Origin of the sequence: Saliphagus sp. GCM10025334, assembly GCF_042663485.1 — an archaeon.
In the GTDB taxonomy this organism is placed as follows: Archaea; Halobacteriota; Halobacteria; order Halobacteriales; family Natrialbaceae; genus Natronosalvus.
Genome location: NZ_JBHTAF010000004.1, coordinates 180,302 through 198,913, shown reverse-complemented (window position 1 = coordinate 198,913; position 18,612 = coordinate 180,302). Strand labels below are relative to the sequence as shown.

19 protein-coding genes are annotated in these 18,612 nt (G+C 62.9%); 12 read left to right on the top strand and 7 right to left on the bottom strand.

The window, feature by feature from the left end; all coding sequences use genetic code 11:
- Nucleotides 1–98: 98 nt before the first annotated feature.
- From ACFQO4_RS16870 to ACFQO4_RS16855, 4 genes are all read right to left on the bottom strand, one after another.
- Nucleotides 99–1,625 (bottom strand): aldehyde dehydrogenase family protein, encoded by a 1,527-nt coding sequence (locus ACFQO4_RS16870; RefSeq protein WP_500262021.1) that lies wholly within the window; start codon nt 1,623–1,625, stop codon nt 99–101.
- A 276-nt stretch (nt 1,626–1,901) separates the two neighbouring features.
- On the bottom strand, nt 1,902–3,851 hold the full coding sequence (locus ACFQO4_RS16865; RefSeq protein ID WP_500262020.1) for a PQQ-dependent sugar dehydrogenase: 1,950 nt from the start codon (nt 3,849–3,851) through the stop codon (nt 1,902–1,904).
- Nucleotides 3,852–3,950: 99 nt separating this feature from the next.
- A complete protein-coding gene (locus ACFQO4_RS16860; protein WP_500262019.1) occupies nt 3,951–4,196 on the bottom strand; it encodes a twin-arginine translocation signal domain-containing protein in 246 nt (81 codons plus the stop codon).
- 277 nt (nt 4,197–4,473) lie between these two features.
- Nucleotides 4,474–5,598, bottom strand: a complete 1,125-nt coding sequence (locus tag ACFQO4_RS16855) for a multicopper oxidase domain-containing protein (protein WP_500262018.1) — start codon at nt 5,596–5,598, stop codon at nt 4,474–4,476.
- Between the two features lie 834 nt (nt 5,599–6,432).
- Here ACFQO4_RS16855 and ACFQO4_RS16850 point away from each other — a divergent pair.
- Both ACFQO4_RS16850 and ACFQO4_RS16845 read left to right on the top strand, forming a co-directional pair.
- A complete protein-coding gene (locus ACFQO4_RS16850) occupies nt 6,433–7,659 on the top strand; it encodes an orc1/cdc6 family replication initiation protein (protein WP_253436010.1) in 1,227 nt (408 codons plus the stop codon).
- 606 nt (nt 7,660–8,265) lie between these two features.
- Nucleotides 8,266–8,742, top strand: coding sequence for a 50S ribosomal protein L11 (locus ACFQO4_RS16845; RefSeq protein ID WP_254156752.1), 477 nt, complete (start codon nt 8,266–8,268; stop codon nt 8,740–8,742).
- A 160-nt stretch (nt 8,743–8,902) separates the two neighbouring features.
- On the opposite strand, the gene ACFQO4_RS16840 is transcribed toward ACFQO4_RS16845, so the two are convergent.
- Nucleotides 8,903–9,514: a hypothetical protein gene (locus tag ACFQO4_RS16840; RefSeq protein WP_500262017.1), complete on the bottom strand. Its 612-nt coding sequence runs from the start codon at nt 9,512–9,514 to the stop codon at nt 8,903–8,905.
- Between the two features lie 269 nt (nt 9,515–9,783).
- Between ACFQO4_RS16840 and ACFQO4_RS16835 the strand changes: the two genes are divergently transcribed.
- The 6 genes from ACFQO4_RS16835 (at nt 9,784) to ACFQO4_RS16810 (ending at nt 13,910) form a co-directional block, all read left to right on the top strand.
- Nucleotides 9,784–10,416 carry a 50S ribosomal protein L1 gene (locus tag ACFQO4_RS16835; protein WP_254156754.1) on the top strand — a complete coding sequence of 211 codons (633 nt, stop codon included), beginning with the start codon at nt 9,784–9,786 and terminating at the stop codon, nt 10,414–10,416.
- 1 nt (nt 10,417) lies between these two features.
- Nucleotides 10,418–11,473 carry a 50S ribosomal protein L10 gene (locus ACFQO4_RS16830; protein ID WP_500262016.1) on the top strand — a complete coding sequence of 352 codons (1,056 nt, stop codon included), beginning with the start codon at nt 10,418–10,420 and terminating at the stop codon, nt 11,471–11,473.
- Between the two features lie 39 nt (nt 11,474–11,512).
- Nucleotides 11,513–11,854, top strand: coding sequence for a 50S ribosomal protein P1 (gene rpl12p, locus ACFQO4_RS16825; protein ID WP_312908473.1), 342 nt, complete (start codon nt 11,513–11,515; stop codon nt 11,852–11,854).
- 278 nt (nt 11,855–12,132) lie between these two features.
- Nucleotides 12,133–13,377 (top strand): tripartite tricarboxylate transporter permease, encoded by a 1,245-nt coding sequence (locus ACFQO4_RS16820; protein WP_500262015.1) that lies wholly within the window; start codon nt 12,133–12,135, stop codon nt 13,375–13,377.
- Between the two features lie 82 nt (nt 13,378–13,459).
- On the top strand, nt 13,460–13,639 hold the full coding sequence (locus ACFQO4_RS16815) for an HVO_2753 family zinc finger protein (RefSeq protein ID WP_253436037.1): 180 nt from the start codon (nt 13,460–13,462) through the stop codon (nt 13,637–13,639).
- Nucleotides 13,640–13,643: 4 nt separating this feature from the next.
- Nucleotides 13,644–13,910, top strand: coding sequence for an elongation factor 1-beta (locus tag ACFQO4_RS16810; RefSeq protein WP_254156846.1), 267 nt, complete (start codon nt 13,644–13,646; stop codon nt 13,908–13,910).
- A 58-nt stretch (nt 13,911–13,968) separates the two neighbouring features.
- Here ACFQO4_RS16810 and ACFQO4_RS16805 read toward each other — a convergent pair whose 3' ends face one another.
- Nucleotides 13,969–14,790: a YihY/virulence factor BrkB family protein gene (locus tag ACFQO4_RS16805; RefSeq protein WP_500262014.1), complete on the bottom strand. Its 822-nt coding sequence runs from the start codon at nt 14,788–14,790 to the stop codon at nt 13,969–13,971.
- Nucleotides 14,791–14,800: 10 nt separating this feature from the next.
- A complete protein-coding gene (locus ACFQO4_RS16800) occupies nt 14,801–16,012 on the bottom strand; it encodes a cystathionine gamma-synthase (RefSeq protein ID WP_500262013.1) in 1,212 nt (403 codons plus the stop codon).
- 177 nt (nt 16,013–16,189) lie between these two features.
- Between ACFQO4_RS16800 and ACFQO4_RS16795 the strand changes: the two genes are divergently transcribed.
- The 4 genes from ACFQO4_RS16795 (at nt 16,190) to rsmA (ending at nt 18,611) form a co-directional block, all read left to right on the top strand.
- The gene (locus ACFQO4_RS16795) at nt 16,190–16,480 is read left to right on the top strand and encodes a 50S ribosomal protein L21e (protein ID WP_312908537.1); all 291 of its coding nucleotides are present in this window, start codon (nt 16,190–16,192) and stop codon (nt 16,478–16,480) included.
- Nucleotides 16,477–16,833 carry an RNA polymerase Rpb4 family protein gene (locus ACFQO4_RS16790; RefSeq protein WP_500262012.1) on the top strand — a complete coding sequence of 119 codons (357 nt, stop codon included), beginning with the start codon at nt 16,477–16,479 and terminating at the stop codon, nt 16,831–16,833. Before ACFQO4_RS16795 ends, ACFQO4_RS16790 begins: the two co-directional genes overlap by 4 nt.
- A 112-nt stretch (nt 16,834–16,945) precedes the next feature.
- Nucleotides 16,946–17,539, top strand: coding sequence for a DUF655 domain-containing protein (locus tag ACFQO4_RS16785; protein WP_500262011.1), 594 nt, complete (start codon nt 16,946–16,948; stop codon nt 17,537–17,539).
- A 166-nt stretch (nt 17,540–17,705) separates the two neighbouring features.
- Nucleotides 17,706–18,611: a 16S rRNA (adenine(1518)-N(6)/adenine(1519)-N(6))-dimethyltransferase RsmA gene (gene rsmA / locus ACFQO4_RS16780; RefSeq protein WP_500262010.1), complete on the top strand. Its 906-nt coding sequence runs from the start codon at nt 17,706–17,708 to the stop codon at nt 18,609–18,611.
- Nucleotide 18,612: the final 1 nt, after the last annotated feature.

The following is an 18,612-nucleotide window of genomic DNA, read 5'->3' as shown; positions in this document are numbered from 1 at the left end:
GTACGTGCTCGAGACGTTTCGTTCGCACCGAACTCGAACGTTGAATCGGGCACGCGTGAGGCGGTGAGAACGGTGAGGAAGTGAGAACGGTAAGGCGGTTAGAACGGATACTCCCGCCGGTCGTGCTGGAGGGAAATCCACTTCTTCTCGGTCATCTCGTCCATAATGTCAGTGCTGTTGTAGCCGCCGACGCCGGACGCCTTCGTTCCGCTGAACGGAACGTGGGCCTCGTCGTTGACTGGTTGGTCGTTGACGTGAACCATGCCCGTCTCCATCCGTTCGGCGATTTGCATTCCCGTTCCGATGTCGCCGGCGTGGACCGATCCCGAGAGGCCATACTCGGTGTCGTTGTGGACCTCAATCGCCTCATCGACGGTCGAGACGCTGATCACCGGCGCGATGGGACCGAAGTGTTCGTTGCACGCGGCAGCCATGTCGTTCGTGACGCCGGAGAGCACAGTCGGGGCGACGAACAGGGAGTCGCTGGTCCCGTTTTCGCGCTCGTCAGATCCTCTATCGCCACCGCTATCCATCGGCACCGTCTCGCCGCCTGTCTCGAGGGTCGCCCCGGTTTCGACCGTCTCCTGGACGTAGCCCAGCATCTCATCGCGCTGGGATTCGTCGATGACCGGACCGACCACCGTATCTGGGTCGTGGGCGCTTCCCACCGGGAGCGACTCGGCGCGGTCAGTGAGTCGGTCGACGTACTCGTCGTAGATGTCCTCGTGCACGATGTGGCGGTTAATGGAGATACAGACCTGCCCCTGGTGGACGAACGTCCCGAAGACGGCCGAATCGACCGCCGCCTCGAGGTCGGCGTCGGCGGTCACGATGTGTCCATTGTTTCCGCCCAACTCGAGGGCGATCACGGAGAGGTTCTCGCCACCGGTCGTCGCGACGCCGCGACCGACGGGGGTCGAGCCGGTGAAGGCGACGACGTCGCTCTCGGGGTGGCCGACGACGGCGTCGCCGATGTCGGAACCGCTTCCGGTGACGACGTTCAGGAGGCCCTCCGGCAAGCCCGCCTCTTCGTACAGTTTCGCGATCAGGAGCCCGCCCGTGATCGGCGTGTTGGAGGCGGGTTTGAGCACGACGGCGTTGCCGGTCGCGATGGCGGGCGCGACGGCCCGCCCCGAGAGATTGAGGGGGAAGTTCCACGGCGAAATCACCGTGACGACGCCCTGCGGTTCCCGCCTGACGAGGTTTTCCTTGCCCGGAACGTTCGAGTCGACCTGCTCGCCCTTCATGCGGCGGGGGAGCGTCGCGGCCTCCATCGCCTGATCCGCGGCGATCTGAACCGACGTTTCGCCCATGATCCGAGAGCCGCCAGCCTCGTGGGCCAGGAGGTCCACGATCTCGTCTTCGTACTCCTGAAGCAGGTTCGCCACCTCGAGGGCGATGCGTTCGCGCTCGATAGGTGGGGCCTCTCGCCACTCGGCCTGTGCCGCTGCCGCGGCCTCGAACGCCGCGTCGACGTCGGCTTCCGTTCCCGCGGGGACGCGGGCGATTTCCTCTCGAGTCGAGGGATCCTGGACCGAGAATTCTTCTCCGCCGTCTGAACCCGTCCATTCGCCGTCGATGTAGAGTGCGTTCCAGTCTGCATCGATCGAGAAGGTATCCGGCATACCCCATCCCATGGGAAACCGTTGTGTAATACCCCGGCTTGCCTCTTCAGCCGTGGTGAAATTGCTGGTTGGGTGCTTCAACTGCTACGCAGACATGCTGCTGTGCAGGTACTGGTTTCGCTGACCGTTACTCACGGCCCACACACCGTTACGAGCTTGATCAACTCCAACTCGAGGTGGGTTCGTCGCCGTTACTGGTCCAGCGCTTCGTCTCCGGTCTCGAGGCGAAAGTTGAGTTTCGTCGCCTACCGAGACGAAGTTACGCTACCATCACGATCACGCGCTGTCGTTCCCGTCACCTCCGTTGGAGTCGGTCTCATTCCCGTCGTCAGTCTCGTTTCCGTCGTCAGTCTCGTCGTCCGTTCCATCGTCCTGCTCCGTATCGTCACTCGCATCGCTTTCTTCGTCGTCCGCTTCGCTTTCGTCTTCTTCTCCCTCACCGCTTTCTCCTTCGCCATCCTCTCCCTCACCTGTTTCCTGTGCGATCGAGTCCTCGTGGGGTTCGATCTCCTCGCCATTTTCCTCCGAGACGATGCGGAACACTTCGCCAGGTTCGCCGTCGGTGTACCGTGCCGTCGTCAGGATGTACAGTTCGCCGTCGTGGTCCCGACCGAACGAGAGGATGAATCGGTTGATCGCGTTATCAGGGGCGTTGGCAACCGAAAGACGGTTGATGTCCCACAGGTCCTCCTCGCTTCGATCAGCCATCGGCTCGTACTCCTCGAGCGGCGACGCGAAGAGCGCCCCCGAAGGTCGTTCGAACGCGTCGCTCCAGTCGCCGAAGACGTAGTGACCCTCGAGCGCCGGTGCCGCCTCACCCTCGTAGACGTAGCCGCCGGTGATCGAGATCCCGATGGTCTCCTCGCCGACCTGGTGTGGGTAGTGGATGACGGGATCGAGCAGCGATTCGCCGCCGCGAACGTCGTCGGGAGTTTGCGACGGGCACTCCGAGGGCGGAGCGTTCGGATCGGCCGTCGAGAAGCACTCGATGCCCTCCTTGACGTTCCAGCCGTAGTTGCCGCCGTTCTCGACGATGTTGACCTCCTCGTACAGGTTCTGGCCAACGTCCGCGACGAAGAGGCGACCCTCGCCGTCGAACGAGGCACGCCACGGGTTGCGAAGCCCCCAGGCGAAGTACTCGTCGAAGCCGTCCTCGCTATCGACGAACGGGTTGTCGTCCGGGATGGCGTAGGGTTTGTCGTCCTCGCCTTCGTTGTCGACGTCGATTCGGTGGATCCCGCCGAGCAGCGTTTCGGTCGTGTTCTGGGCGTTGCCGCCCTCGTTCTCGTCGTACCAGTCTTCCAGGTGGCCGAAGCCGATGTCGTCCGCTCCGCTGCCGTCGCCCAGTGCCCAGTACAGGTAGCCATCCGGCCCGAATACGACGGGGCCGCCGTTGTGGTTGAACTGCGGTTGGTCCACCTCGATGAGAATTCGCTCCGAATCGAGGTCGACCGACGCGAAGTCCTCCGTCGCCTGGAACTCGGCGAGGACGGCCGTGTGGTCGTAGGACTCTTCCGCTTCGTCCTCGTCGCTCGAGTCTTCGCTGCCGTTCTCGTCGTCGGCCCCGTTGTCGTCGGTCCCGTCCTCTTCGCTCGCGTTCTCGTCGGTAGTACTGTCAGTCTCGTTGGCCCCGTCACTCGAGTCGTCCCCGGTTTCGGCTTCGTCCCCGCTCTCGGCGCTACCGTCGCTCGAGTCCTCACGCAGGGGCGCGCTGTAGTAGACGAAGAGCCGACGGTTCTCCTGGTACTCGGGGTGGAACGCGAGGCCGAGGAGGCCGCGCTCGTCGAACCCCGCATCCGTCGCGGCGCCGACGTCGACCATCCGGTCGGTGAGGTCGAGGAACTCCGTCGGTTCGCCACCGTTGGCGTCGACGTGGTAGATCTGACCCGGTTGATCGAGCACGTAGTAGCAATTCTGCTGCCCAGGTGCCACCTCGAATCCGACCGGCGAGACGAACCCGCCGGCGACGCGCTCGAGGCCGATCGTGGGGCCCTCGCCGATGACGTCGGTCACGTCCTCCTCCGATTCGTCGTCGTCGGCACCGTCGGCTGGTTCGCCGATCTGGATGTCGCCGCGCATCGATCCCGGATGGACCGAGCAGTAGTACTCGGCCATCTCCTCGGTCGCCTCGAACTCGAGGGTCTGGGTTTCGCCCTGCTCGCTCATGATTTCTGTCCCGACGATATCGTTCCCGTCCGCGTCCAGGATGATGATGTCGTGGGGCAAGCCGTCGACGTTCTCCCAGGTTATCGAATACGTCTGTCCGGCCTCGAGCGTCAGCGTCGGGTTCGTCTCCCCTTCAATATCGGATGGCGACCGCCCCTCCTAGCCGGAGGTGACGCCGCCGAGTTCGATCGTCGTTTCTTCCTGGGCGACGGTGAGTCCGCTGAGGCTCGCCACAGCGCCCGCCGTAGCGGTCGCCCGGAGAAACGTTCGTCGTGACGGCCACGTTCGTCGTGGAGTGTCTGTTCGCTGGCTCGCTCCTTCGTGTGATGCCCCTTCGAGTGACATCCGTTCGGCGTCGGCTGCCCGACCGTCGTCAGGTGCCCGTCCGTTGTCGTGTGGTTTCATGTCCCTTCGAGAACAACTCCTGACACCGGAATAACGTGAAACGACTGTTACGGCGGGTAATCGAGGCTTCGTCGAGGTAGTGATCCTTTCTTCGAGAAACGGTCTCGAGCCGTGTCGGTGATCGAGCAGGAAATGGAGAACGAAATTGAGATGTGAGCCGAACTCGAGGATAGGTCGATACAGGAAGAGGGGAGAAGCGAGAAGGCGAGAAGCGAGAAGGCGAGAAGCGAGAAGGGGAGAGACAGGAGAGCGCGTCTGAGATTGGGCCGCGGCTCGCTCAGCCCTCGTAGCCTGCGTACCCCATGAGGTTGCTGAAGATGTCGGTGTCCATGACGTCTCGGTAGACGATTGCACTGACCATGCCGCCAGGGTAGAAGTTCCTGTTCATTGCGTGGTCGACCTTATGACAGTGCATCAGGTAGATGCCGGGATCGGCGTTCGCCTCGAACTCGATCGTGTGGCGCTCCGCGGGCGCGACGTTGGTGATGTCGCGCTCGTACTGCGCCGCTTCCGGGATCTGGCCGCCGTCTTTCTCGACCAGACGGAAACGGTGGTTGTGCGTGTGCAACGGGTGAGACATGTACCCCGCGTTGACGAAGTGGAGCCTGACCGTGTCGCCCGAATCGACGATCATCGGCGAACCGTCTTCGGGGTGGAGCGTCCGGGGCAGGCTCTTTCCATTGATCGTGAACACGTCGGGATTACGCTGGCGAGGGCTGTACTCGACGTCCTCGCCGTTCATCTGCCTGGGGACGCGCGAGTCCCAGTCCTTGACCGTCATGAAGTACTCCTTGTCGGCGGGTTCGTACCCCTTCGGATCGACGCGGAAGATTCCGTACATCCCCATGTCGATGTGCCTGTTCGTCTGGTAGTGACAGTGGTAGAGGTGTGTCCCCGGAACGTTCGCCGGGATCGTGTAGGTGTGTTTCTCGCCCGGGTCGACGCGAATACCCGTCGTCGTCGGCACGCCGTCGTTCTCCCAGGTCTTGTGTGAGCCGTGAAAGTGAAGCGTGTGCGGGTGACTCCCGTCCGCGTTGTCGAGCGTCACTTCCATGTCGTTGCCCTCGGTCGTTCGCAGGATCGGCCCCGGAACGCTGGGTTCCCTGTCGTCGGCCTGGAACGCCCAGACCTGTGGGAACTCGATTGGACCGCCCATCGACTCGAGCGGGTGCACAGGGTGTCGGGAGGTGACGCTTCGAAGCGTGACTTCTCCGCCCTGCTCGTCGACCTGCACGACCGACGGTGGACTCGTCGTCGGGAGGTCGGACTGGGCAGCGGCTTTCGAATTCAGGTTCATCGGTGATTGGCAGCCAGCGAGGACGGCAGCGCCAGTTCCGCCGGTTGCAGCCAGATATTCCCGCCGCGAGATACCAGTTCCAGGGGCTCCGATGTGATCAGTCATGTACACCCGAACGTATGAACTCCCGTAGTATAGCGGGTCACGCCAGTTCTTAGCCGCTGGGAATACGAGCGAAGATGTTCGTCCAGATGACTTAAAGCAAGAGGACGGCCAATTCGAGGTCTGTCCGGTCGGTCGGCATTTCGTGAGGTGTCCCACCCCACCGTGTCGAGTGTTTTTTGGAGTGGGCCGGCCGTCGACTGAGGGGCGGTAGGGTGAGAGACCCCACTTTGTCGAGTGTTTCGAGTTAGGGGGTGGTGATGTCTGCAAGGCGAGCAAAGTCGAGGCGTCGTCGATGAAGGAGATCGGGTGGGTGAACTCGAGGCATCTTTGGGAGGAGTGGTCTGAAAAAGGACGGCGCCTCGACGGTGCGTCTCCTGGCAGAGGAGGGTGAGAGTAACGTCACCGACGAAGAAAATCACGACGACATCGTAATATCGAAAAGATAGTCATCGTCGAACGCAAACTCCCACTAACGGAACGCAACGAGCGACTCACTCGGATGGCTCATCGGAACCGGCAATGCAGATGAGAGATCTGAATCGAGCGTACGTCACCGGATGAAGTGTCTCCCGGTACGCATACGGTGGAAAACTCGAGGGGTGAACTCGGCTATCGAGACAGCCTATCTGGCGTCTCGATACGATCGCTCGCGACGCGACATGGGTTGACTCAGAAAGGCGATCAGTTCGACCTCCTGGGAGCGGTCCGAAACACTCGACACGGTGGGGTGTCCACCTCATCGAGGGGCGGTAGGGGCGACCGGAGACGATCCGTCGAACACTCGACGCACTCGACACGGTGGTTTTATATATCTTGCAGCGAGCAGTCCAACTAATGCCGCTGTTCGATCGGGACACGTCGATTTTCTCCGACGAGGACGTGCTACGGGAGGACTATCAACCGGAGTCGATCCAGGAACGAGACGAAGAAATCGACACGTACATGGCTTCTCTCCAGCCCGTCATCAACGGAGCACAGCCACGAAACCTCTTTCTCTACGGCAAGGCCGGCGTCGGGAAGACGGCCGTCACCCGCTATCTCCTCTCTCACCTCGAGCGCGACGTCGACGCCTACGACGATGTCGCACTGACCGTCGTCTGGCTCAACTGTAACAATCTCTCTTCTTCCTACCAGGTCGCCGCGAATCTCGTCAACGAACTGCGACCGCCAAGCCAACAGATCAGTACGACTGGCTACCCGCGACAGACGGTCTTTGACATGCTCTACACCGAACTCGAGAGCATCGGCGGTACCGTCCTGATCGTCCTCGACGAAATCGACCACATCGGCGACGACGACGGCATCCTCTACGAACTCCCGCGCGCTCGAGCGAACGGCTATCTCTCGTCGGTCAAACCCGGCATCATTGGCATCAGTAACGACCTGAGTTTTCACGACAGTCTCTCCCCGAAGGTCAAAGACACCCTCTGTGAGGAGGAGGTTCACTTTCCACCGTACACCGCTGGCGAGTTGCGCTCGATTCTCGAGCAGCGAGCGGAGAACGCCCTGTACGAAACCGCCTACGAGACGAACGTGCTCTCGCTGTGTGCGGCACTCGCCGCCCAGGACACGGGGAGTGCCAGGCAGGCACTAGATCTGCTCTACAAGGCCGGGGACATCACGCGTGCGGCGGACGAGACGACCATCAGAGAATCTCACGTGCGCGACGCCCAGCAGGCGCTCGAGCGCGGACAGATCCGCCAGGGAATGATGGAGTTGACCCGACACGGTCACCTGGCGCTGGCGGCGGTGCTCAGCATCGCAATCGGTGACGAGACGCCCGCCCGCGTTCGCGAAATTTATCCGGAGTACTCAGCGATCGCCGAACGATTCGGGACGAAGCCTCTCGTCCGTCGACGGATGCACGACCACCTCTCCGATCTGGCCATGCAGGGAATTTTGAAGCGGTACGCCCGCAACCACGGTCGGTCTGGTGGGCAGTACTACGAGTACGATCTCGACGTGACACTCGAGTTGGCCCTCGACGTCGTCGACGAACTCGAGGACGTCGACATCTCGCTCGAGGCGGTTCGTGGTGCGAAACTGCGGGGGTTACGGTGACGATGAGGATTGCAGTGGTAGAGAGTCACCTGGTCGGTAGATACTCAATTTCGGTATAGTCGACCGTTCGAGTCGTTGCCGACATCCATCGATCCCACCAGTCGAGCCGTCGCCGTCTCTACTGACCCTCGAGAAACTTCTCTAATAGACCCTCGTACTACTTCCATTGCAGCTCCTCGAGGAGTTCCCTAACAAACCCTCCACTAGCTTTGGCAGAACACTCGACACAATGGGGTGGGGGTGTAACCTGCACACCAACTCCCCTCAGCCGACAGATATTCACTCACGTTCGTACCCACGGGATCGGAGACGGACGGTCGCCCGGCTGAACACTCGACACGGTGGGGTCGGTCACCCACATGTCCGAATTTTCTGGACGCCTTCTCCTATCCTGACCGTTTCCCGCCACCGCAGATAAACACTCGACACAGTGGGGTGGGTGGGCTACGGATACCCGTTCGCGTCGCTCCCAATCGATCCCATTCGACACAGTCTCATTGAGGAATCCTCGTCTCACCTCACTCGCTACGTTACCCTCTCACACGTTTATCGGCCGGACTGGACCGAATGGCAACCCTTAAAACTCGAGCGAGGATTCATTCGGGTATGGCTGGAACCATCGAAGCGCTCGTCCCGGGTGGCCAGGCCAATCCTGGCCCGCCGCTCGGTCCCGAGCTCGGACCGACGCCCGTCGACGTACAGGCGGTCGTCAACGACATCAACGAACAGACTGCGGCCTTCGACGGCACCGAAGTGCCGGTTACCATCGAGTACGAGGACGACGGCAGCTACTCGATCGACGTCGGTGTCCCACCGACGGCCGCTCTCGTCAAGGACGAGGCCGGATTCGACACGGGAAGCGGCGAACCCCAGAAGGACTTCGTCGCCGACCTCTCGATCGACCAAGTCAAGACGATCGCCGAGCAGAAAAAGCCCGACCTGCTCGCCTACGACACGAAGAACGCGGCCAAAGAGGTCGTCGGCACCTGCGCCTCGATGGGGGTCACCATCGAAGGCGTCGATGCTCGCGAGTTCAAAGCGAAAGTCGACGACGGCGAGTACGACGACGTTCTCGTCGAGTGACGACTCGAGAACCAAACTGTCACCCACTTCTCAAACGTTCGGTGGTTCGAGTAGTAGCCGCGATTGTCCTCACTTCGTCCTGTCACGTTCAATTCGCGACGTCCCGTCACGGTACGTCCAACTCGTCGCGTCCGAAACACTGACGCAAACACTCGAGAGCCTACACCTTGTTCGCCGGTGGAACGACCCGCTCTTCTGGCTGTCGGACGCCACCGTTCCCGACGAGTACGCGAGTCCAGGAACCGACCCCCAGCGCGGTGGCTATCGTGACGAGTGCGAGACCGAAGGCCGGGATGAGCATGGCGACTCCTCCGAGGAGGCCACCAGCAATGACCCAGGCAGGGGTCCGAGACAGGCCGACTCGCGTCGAAATCGTCGCGCCAATGGCGACGTAGCCGAGTGCCGCACTCACCGGAAGCACGATCACGCCGATGACGACGAGTGGAATTGCAAAGAAAATCCCGACCGGCGAGGACGTAAGCAGGATGCCGGTGTAAAATAGGCCGCCGAGGACGAGCGCGCCTGGCACCCCAATACACAGGGAGATAACTGGGCTCCGTCTGGAAACCTCGAGTGTTTTCCTTCCTGAATACCGGAGGATTCCGAGAGCGACCCCACCGATTAGGACGATTGCGACGGCCTGTATCGCGGCTTGCTCGAGCGGCGACAGTCCGGTAAATGCCGCGACCACCTGTTCGTAGACGCGAGCGGATTCGCTCTCGCCCCCTCCCCCGAGACCTCCAACGACACCATATAAATCTATCGGCCGCATTGTCGCGTTCTACATCTGCCACGATAATGTATATTTCGGTCAGTTGCACATTCACAATTTCTAATCGATCGGTTTGGCTAAATCAGCCGGGCGAACCGCACGCTCGAGTGGCGTCCAACTGGATCAAATCGAGGCCACGAAACTCCTCGATCCTCGAGGCGCGGAGTTCGACGGGTTTAAGTTGGCCATGACACTTTCTCAAAGCGAGACAGGCATGGCCTGTTTCACTGACCCGTAGGAGCATACCCTGCGTACTACGGAGGTGAACGATGGCAAATTCGGATATCGAAACAGCAGTCACTCGCGCACTCGAGGACGCGCCCGATCGGAACTTCACCGAGACGGTCGACCTCGCGATCAATCTGCGCGATCTAGACCTCAACGAACCGTCGAATCGTGTCGACGAGTCCGTCGTGTTGCCGTCTGGAACCGGCCAGGAGACCCAAATCATCGTCATCGCCGAAGGTGAGACCGCTGTCCGCGCCGAGGAGGTCGCGGACCAGGTCCTTTCGGGGAGTGACGTGGCCGATCTGGACGACGACGACGCCAAAGATCTGGCGGACGAAACCGACTTCTTCATCGCCGAGGAGGCGATGATGCAGGACATCGCGCGGCACCTAGGAACGATCCTGGGCCCGCGAGGGAAGATGCCGGACCCACTCTCGCCCGACGACGACGTCGTCGAGACGGTCAACCGGCTGAAGAACACCGTGCAAGTTCGCTCGCGGGACCGACGCACGTTCCACACGCGCGTGGGTGCCGAGGACATGGGCGCCGAGGACATCGCCGACAACATCGACGTCATCCTCCGGCGCCTGCACGCCGACCTCGAGAAGGGCCCCCAGAACATCGACTCCGTCTACGTGAAGACGACGATGGGGCCGTCCGTGGAGGTGGCCTGAAATGAGCGCCGAAGCACAGGCGGAAGCCGAGCGCAAGACCGAGAACCTGCCCGAGTGGAAACGCGAGGAGGTCGACGAACTCGAGACACTCATCGACGAGTACGAGAGCGTCGGCGTCATCGGTATCACCGGCATCCCCTCGAAGCAGCTACAGGACATGCGTCGCGGCCTCCACGGCACCGCCGTGGTCCGCGTCAGTCGCAACACGTTGCAACGACGCGCGCTCGAGTCCGGCGGACTCGACGACCTCGTCGAACACGTCGACGGACAGGTCGGCCTCGTCGCGACGAACGCAAACCCGTTCGCCCTGTACAAGGAACTCGAGGCCTCGAAGACGCCCGCGCCGATCAACGCCGGCGAGGTGGCCCCGAACGACATCGTCATCCCCGAGGGTGACACCGGGGTCGACCCCGGTCCGTTCGTGGGCGAACTCCAGCAGATCGGTGCCAACGCTCGGATCGAAGACGGTTCGATTCAGGTCATGGAGGACTCGACTGTCCTCGAGGCCGGCGAGGAGGTCTCGGCCGATCTCGCGAACGTCCTCAACGAACTCGGCATCGAGCCCAAGGAAGTGGGTCTCGACCTGCGCGCCGTCTTCTCCGAGGGCGTGCTGTTCGATCCCGAAGACCTCGACATCGACGTCGAGGCCTACAAGAGCGACGTGCAGACGGCCGCCGCTTTCGCACGCAACCTCTCGATCAACGCGGGCTACCCGACGACCCAGACCGTGCCGACGATCATCGCGAAGGCGACGGGCGAGGCGAAGAGCCTCGGCCTGCACGCGGCGATCGAAAACGACGACCTCATGCCCGACCTCGTCCGCAAGGCCGACGCACAACTGCGCGCGATTGCGGCCCAGATCGACGACGAAGAGGCGCTCCCGGAGGAACTCCAGGGCGTCGAGGCCCCCGCTGCGGACGCGGGTGCGGCAGGAGCTTCGGAAGAAGAATCGAGCGACGACCAGAACGGCGACGAGTCCGAGGCCGCTGACGAAGACGAGGACGATGACGACGATGACGGTGACGGCGCAGAAGGACTCGGCGCAATGTTCGGATAACACAGATACAGACACAGACACACTACGAGGATTACACCAATGGAATACGTTTACGCAGCACTCATCCTGAACGAGACCGACGAAGAGATCAACGAAGACAACCTGACCGGCGTGCTCGAGGCCGCCGGCGTCGAAGTCGAGGAGTCCCGCGTCAAGGCGCTCGTCGCCGCGCTCGAGGACGTCGACATCGACGAGGCCGTCTCCGAGGCCGCCGCGGTTCCCGCTGCCGGCGCTGCAGCCGGCGGTGCGGCTGCTGCTGGCGCTGAGGAGGGTGGCGAGGAGGAAGCCGAAGAGACCAGCGACGTGCCAGACACGACGGACGACGACGATGACGAGGAAGAGGAGGCCAGCGGCGAGGGCCTCGGCGAACTCTTCGGCTAAGTCGGGTTTCGACGTTTCACAGTCACATCGATTTTTTGGCGCGATGCGCGACACGTAACGAGAGTCGCAACCGCAGTCACAGTCGAGCTACTGCCACTGGTGAAACACTTGCGCTGCCACGGAGTTGGTCGCCTTTTTAGTGAGTTGGTCAGACTGGCCATCTCACCTATTGTTAAGTTCTCGCCTATTGCACCTATTTTGACTATTGACTGCTCTCGCTCGAGCAACCATTGTACACTCCTCGAGTTTAAGTACCGAAACGCGCCCAGACGCGACCAATGGCACAGGCGTTCCTCGAGGTGACCGTGAATCCGACGTTCACGGCCGCCCTCCTGTGCTGGATTCTCGGCGGTGCCGCCCTTGGTTCGGTGAGCGGCCTCATTCCCGGGCTGCACGCGAACAACTTCGCTCTCTTGCTCGCAGGCGTCGCCCCCTCCGTTCCGGGGCCGACGCTCTTCGTCGGCTGTGCGATGCTCTCGGCGGGCGTCGTCCACACCTTCCTGAACGCCGTTCCGGCGATGGCCCTCGGAGTCCCCGACGCCGAGATGGCCGTCACGGCGCTACCGGGCCACCAGCTGGTGCTCGAGGGTCGGGGCTTCGAGGCGATTCGGCTCTCGGCGGTCGGGAGCCTGCTGGCCGTCCTCGTGGCGATACCGCTCGCGATTCCCGTAACCGTCGCCGTCACGGCCGTCTACCCCCAGCTACGAGCCAATCTCTCGGTTCTGCTCGCGGTCATCGTTCTCGCCCTCGTGGTCTCTGAACCCACGTGGCGGCGTCGCTTCGCCGGTCTCTTCTCGTTTTCGCTCGCAGCGACACTCGGCTGGGCGACCCTCGACCTGTCGCCGGACGCGCCGCTCGAGGCCGGCGGGATGCTCGCGCCGCTGTTCGCTGGCCTCTTCGGTGCGCCGGTGTTGATCGACGCCGTTCGGGGCGGTGGCGTCCCACCACAGGGAGGAACGATTCTTCGAATGTCCCGACCGCTACTTCTAATGACGGCCATCGCCGGCTCGCTGTCCGGTGCCGTCGTCGGCTACCTCCCCGGCATCTCTGCCGCGATCGCCGCAGTCGCCGTTCTCGTTCTCCTCCCCGGTGGGGCCACTGCGCGGAGCTACATCGTGGCGACGAGCGGCGTCGACACGGCCAATACGATCTTCGCGCTCTTCGCGCTCGTCGCCATCGGCCAGCCGCGTTCGGGCGTGATGGTCGCCTTTCAGCGCGTCGACGCGCCGCTCGAGCTCCCGATTCTCATCTCGGGAATCGTGCTGGCGGGCGTCATCGGGTTCGCGCTGGTGATCGTCGTCGGCGACGCCTACCTGGAACTGGTCGGTCGACTCGAGTACTGGCGGATTTCGGCGGTAGTGCTCTCCTTGCTCGTCTGCCTCGCCTTCCTGTTCACGGGGCCGGTCGGCGTTCTCACGTTCGGCGTGGCCACTGTCGTCGGGCTGGTTCCCGTTCGCCTGCGGGCCAGGCGCGTCCATCTGATGGGCGTGTTGATCGGCCCGCTAGCTCTCGCCGGACTCTGAGAAGGAACGACCACGGAGACCGCTACCCACGGCGGTAGCGCGAAAGACAACCGTTAAAAGCGACGGGCGGGAAGAAGCGGGTATGAGTTCCACGGACCGACGGGAGACTCGCTCGTGCGTCTCCTGTGGGATCAACATCGCGGGCACGAACGCCGCGTCGTTCAAGTGTCCCGACTGTGGCGCACAGATCTACCGCTGTGCCAAGTGTCGCAAACAAAGCAACCTCTACGAGTGCCCCGACTGTGGGTTCCTCGGCCCCTGATACCATGGGAAAAGTAGCCGCCAAGATCAAAGTCATGCCGCAGAGTCCCGATATCGACCTCGACGCGCTCCAGGAGCGCCTCGAGACCGCTCTCTCGGAGGGCGCGAAGATCAACGGCGTCGAGCGCGAGGAAGTCGCGTTCGGCCTCGTCGCGCTCTACCCGACGGTGATCGTCCCCGACGGTGCCGGTGGCACCGAGGGCGTCGAAGAGGCCTTCAGCGAGGTCGAGGGCGTCGAGAGCGTCAACGTCGAGAACGTCGGCCGTATCTGATCGGGTCCGATCGATTTTCCGTTCCGCCACTGCCGCCTCGAGCGACGGCCGTCGCACGTCAATCGATCGTCCACCGGTCCGCTGCCTCGACTCGACCTGCTTTGACGGCGTTGAGGACGACTCCGGCGAGCAGCGCCAGCGCCCCGACGTACAGCCAGGTCAAGAGCAACATTACGGCGCCGGCGGCGCCGTACAGCTCGACGCTTTCGGAAGTCGTGAGGTAGAGGCGAAAGCCGAGCGCACCCAGGGTCCACGAAACGGCCGCGAGGACGACGCCGGGGAGCGCTTCCCGAACCGTCACGTCCGGGGGCGAAAACTGGTAAAACATCGGGAAGAAGATAGCGAACAGCGCCCCTGCAAGGAGCGGGACGCTCGCCAGCAGGGCGACCGTCTGTCCAGCGACGGCCACTAACCCGACTTGCACGACGACCATCGCGGTGACGGCGAGGGCCACCGTCACGAGGACCAGCCCCGTGTCTCGAGCGGTCCGACGCAGCGATCGTTCTGCCTGGACCCCGTAGACGTGGCCGAACGCGCGATTGACCGACTGGAACGTCGTGAACGAACTCCAGGCGAGGATGGCGGCGGCGATCGCCGCGGCTCGGCCCCGACCCGACCCTTCGCCAATCATCCCGTTCATTGCCGAGACCAGCGATTCCGGTTCGGCTCCGAACGCGGGTGCCGCGAGCTGGAGGGCGTTCTCGAGCCAGCCGACGGTCGTCATCCCGATGAGGACGAAGATGACCAGCGGGATCAGGGCGTTGAAGATGTAGAACGCGACGCCCGCGGCGACGAGAGCGAATCCGTTCTCTCGAGCGACGGCGACGACGCGCCGAACGGTAGACTCGTCTACGGGGAGTGATCGATCGAGTTGGCTCATTCGTATTGACTCATTCGAACGCCGCTTCGATCGACTGCTCGAGGTCTCCGATCAGGTCGTCGACGTGCTCGATGCCCACCGAGACGCGGATCAGGCTGTCGCTGAGTCCGGCCGCGATGCGTTCTTCTCGTGGAATAGCGGCGTGGGTCATCGGCGCCGGCTGTTCGATCAGGCTCTCGACACCGCCGAGGCTCTCGGCGAGGGTGAACACCTCCGTGTTCGAGACGACGTCGCTTGCCTGCTCGAGCGTGCCGTCGAGTTCGAAGCTGAGCATGCCCCCGAAGTCGTCCATCTGCCGGGCCGCGATCTCGTGGCCGGGGTGGCTCTCGAGGCCGGGATAGTAGACGCGGTCGACCTCGGGGTGCTGGTCGAGCCACTGAGCGATGGCGCGGGCATTCTCGCAGTGGCGGTCCATCCGGACGGGGAGGGTCTTGGTTCCGCGGAGCACGAGGAAGGCGTCGAACGGACCGGGCGTCGCGCCCACGGAGTTCTGGTAGAAACCGAAGCGCTCGTCGAGGTCGGGGTCGTTCGTCAGGAGCGCTCCGCCGACGACGTCGGAGTGGCCGCCGAGGTACTTGGTGAGCGAGTGACTGACCACGTCTGCGCCCAGGTCGAGCGGGCGCTGGAGGTACGGCGTGGCGAAGGTGTTGTCGATGGCGCAGATGGCGTCGTGCTCGTGGGCAATCTCGGCAGCGCCCTCGATGTCGACGATGGACATGAGCGGGTTGGTCGGGGTCTCGAGCCACAGGAGTTCGGTGTTGTCCTGAAAGGCCGCATCGATAGCCTCGAGGTCGGTCATGTCGACGAACGTGAACTCGATCTCGTACTGCTCGTAGACCTGGGTGAAGATGCGGTGGGTGCCGCCGTAAACGTCGTTCCCGGTGACGACGTGGTCGCCTGACTCCAGCAGGTTGCAGATGGTGTTGATCGATCCCATGCCGCTCGAGAAACAGCGGCCGTAGTCGGCACCCTCGAGACTCGCGAGGTTGGCCTCGAGGTCGTCGCGCGTGGGGTTGCCGGTGCGGGAGTACTCGTAGCCGCGGTGGTCGCCGGGGCCGTCCTGTTCGTACGTCGAGTTCGCGAAAATCGGCGTCATGAGGGCGCCGGTCTCGGCGTCAGGCTCCTGACCTGCGTGGATCGAACGGGTCTCGAAGCGGAAGGCCCGTGCGCCGCCACTGTCACCATCAGCGTCACCGTCGTCGGTACCGCGATCGTCGCTCATACGTACGGAGGCAACCGCCGGCGGGATTACTGTTCCCCTTCGCGCCGGAGGCTCGGGGCTACTCGGTCACGAATAGCCTCACCTATGTCTTACCTCGAGCGGCCGCCGTGACTCGAGACGAGACGGGTCGAGAACGTGCGTTTTATAACCGTCACCGGTCAAGAGCGTCGTACGACTATGCCGAACTCGAACGGACCTCGTCAGGGAACCCGGCGAAAGCTCTCGAACGATCCCCGAGACCGCGGGACTTCGCCACCGCAACGTGCGATTCAGGAGTACGACGTGGGCCAGAAGGTCCACCTCAAGATCGACCCGAGCGTTCCGAAAGGGCGCTATCACCCGCGATTCGACGGTCACACCGGCGAGGTCGTCGGCAAACAGGGCAAGGCCTTCAAAGTCGAGATCACCGACGGCGGGAAGGCGAAGACGCTGATCGTCACCGCTGCCCACCTCCGCGCCCAGGAATGACGATCTTCAAAGAGATCGTCGACGAGGAGTACCTGACGGTCTCGGAGACGAAGGACCTCCTCGAGGACATCGAAACCGAACGGGCGCTCGACGACGAGCGCGAACTGCGATACGAACTTGCGCGTGCTATCGAACACGTCAACCGCTTCGCCATCCTCGAGACCGAGGACGCGAACGCCCTCGTCGAGGATCTCCAGGATCTCGAGAAAGTGGATGAGCCAACGGCGTACAAGATCGTGAACTTGCTCCCGCGGGACCGACAGGAGCTTCGAACCGTGTTCGCCCAGCAGCGCTACTCCGTCTCCGGTGACGAACTCGACGACATCCTCAACGTCATCGCGAAGTACGTCTGAGGGCGGTCCCATCGAGGGCGGCGTCGTGTTCGATTTCGGGTCGCTGTACGTCGTTCGCGCGAACCGTCGCTGAGCCGACTCTTTAAGTATTCCGTCGCCGTACTGCGAGTCAATGAGCGAAGCCGACAGCGATGAGACGGACGTGGACGTGCGCCGAGCGGTCGTGCTGGATTATCTGGCCCACGGGCTCTCGGGTGGCCGCCGTCGCTACCAGCAGTCACCGGCCGGCTACGCCCTCGGCGTGGACGACTTCACGCTGTACCAGGTCGCCTTCGACGAGGACGCTCGGCTCACGATCGGTACCCGAGTCGTCGTCGAGCCGCCAACAGCGCGCGACGTCGTCGAGGAGTGTCATCCCGTCGAGTACGACGACCTCTCCTCTGGCGCCCAGTCCGAACTCGAGTACGTCATCGCCGACCTCATCGAAGAGAACGAACAACGATTCGTGGACTTCTACAACGATGCGCAGCCGATCACGCTTCGGCTCCACCAGCTCAACCTGTTGCCGGGCATCGGGAAGAAACTCCGAAACAACATTCTCGACCAGCGAAAGCGAAAGCCCTTCGAGAGCTTCGAGGACCTCGAGGATCGAGTTTCGGGACTGCACGATCCGGACGAGGTGCTCGCGAATCGGATTCTCGAGGAGTTACGGGACGAAGACCTCAAGTATCGGACGTTCGTGGGCCGAGACCAGCGCGACGAGTAGCGTGCTCTCCTTTTCGTCTTCACTGCCGGTTGCGAGCGACGGCTATTCACGCGACGACCTCACGCAACGACTATTCACGCGATAGCTTTTGTCCAACGACTATTCACGCGAGTGACGCGCTCTCGAGACGGTGCGTTTACGGCCCCCTGCCCCCTACGCCCGGGCAATGAGAGATCCAGACGGGTTGATCGCGAGGGCGGGGGTTCGCGGTGATCCCGACCGCGATCAACACTTTCTCGTCGACGATCGCGTCCTCGACCGGTTGCCGACGTATCTCGAGACGATAAACCGCGACGCGTCGCCAGGTGAGGGCGAGGAATCGACTGAGTCGACCGAACCAACCGAGCCCACTCGCGAGGTAACGAGCCACCTCCTCGAGATCGGCGGCGGGACGGGCGCACTCACCGACCGACTGCTCGCCGTTGCCGACGAGGTGACCGTCGTCGAGCGAGACCGACGGTTGGCCGCGTTTCTCGAGGAGGAGTTCGCCGAGGAGGTCACGGCTGGCCGCCTGACCGTCATCCAGGGCGACGCCCTCGAGGTCGACCTGCCTTCCTTTTCGGCGTCGGTCTCGAACCTTCCCTACGGCGTCTCGAGCGAAATCGCGTTTCGCCTCCTCCCCGAAAAGCGCCCGCTCGTCCTGATGTTCCAAAAGGAGTTCGCCGAGCGCATGGTCGCCGAACCGGGGACGTCCGAGTACGGGCGGCTGTCGGTGTCGGCCCAGCACTTCGCGGCCGTCGAAATCGTCGAGACGATCCCGAAGGAGGCGTTTTCGCCGCCGCCACAGGTCGAGAGTGCAGTCGTCCGGTCGATCCCGCGGACGCCCGACTACGAGGTCGCAGACGAGGCGTTCTTCCTGCGGTTCGTCAAGGCGGTGTTCACACAACGTCGGAAGACGATGCGAAACGCGATTCGAAATACGGCTCACATCTCGGGGCTCGAGGATGCGGACGCCGTCGTCGAGGCGGTAGACGAAGAACTGTTGGACAAACGGGCCGGAGCCGTCACCCCCACCGAGTTCGCCGAACTGGCGACGCTCGCCGATGAGGTAGGCCGTTCGGATGAGGGGTGAG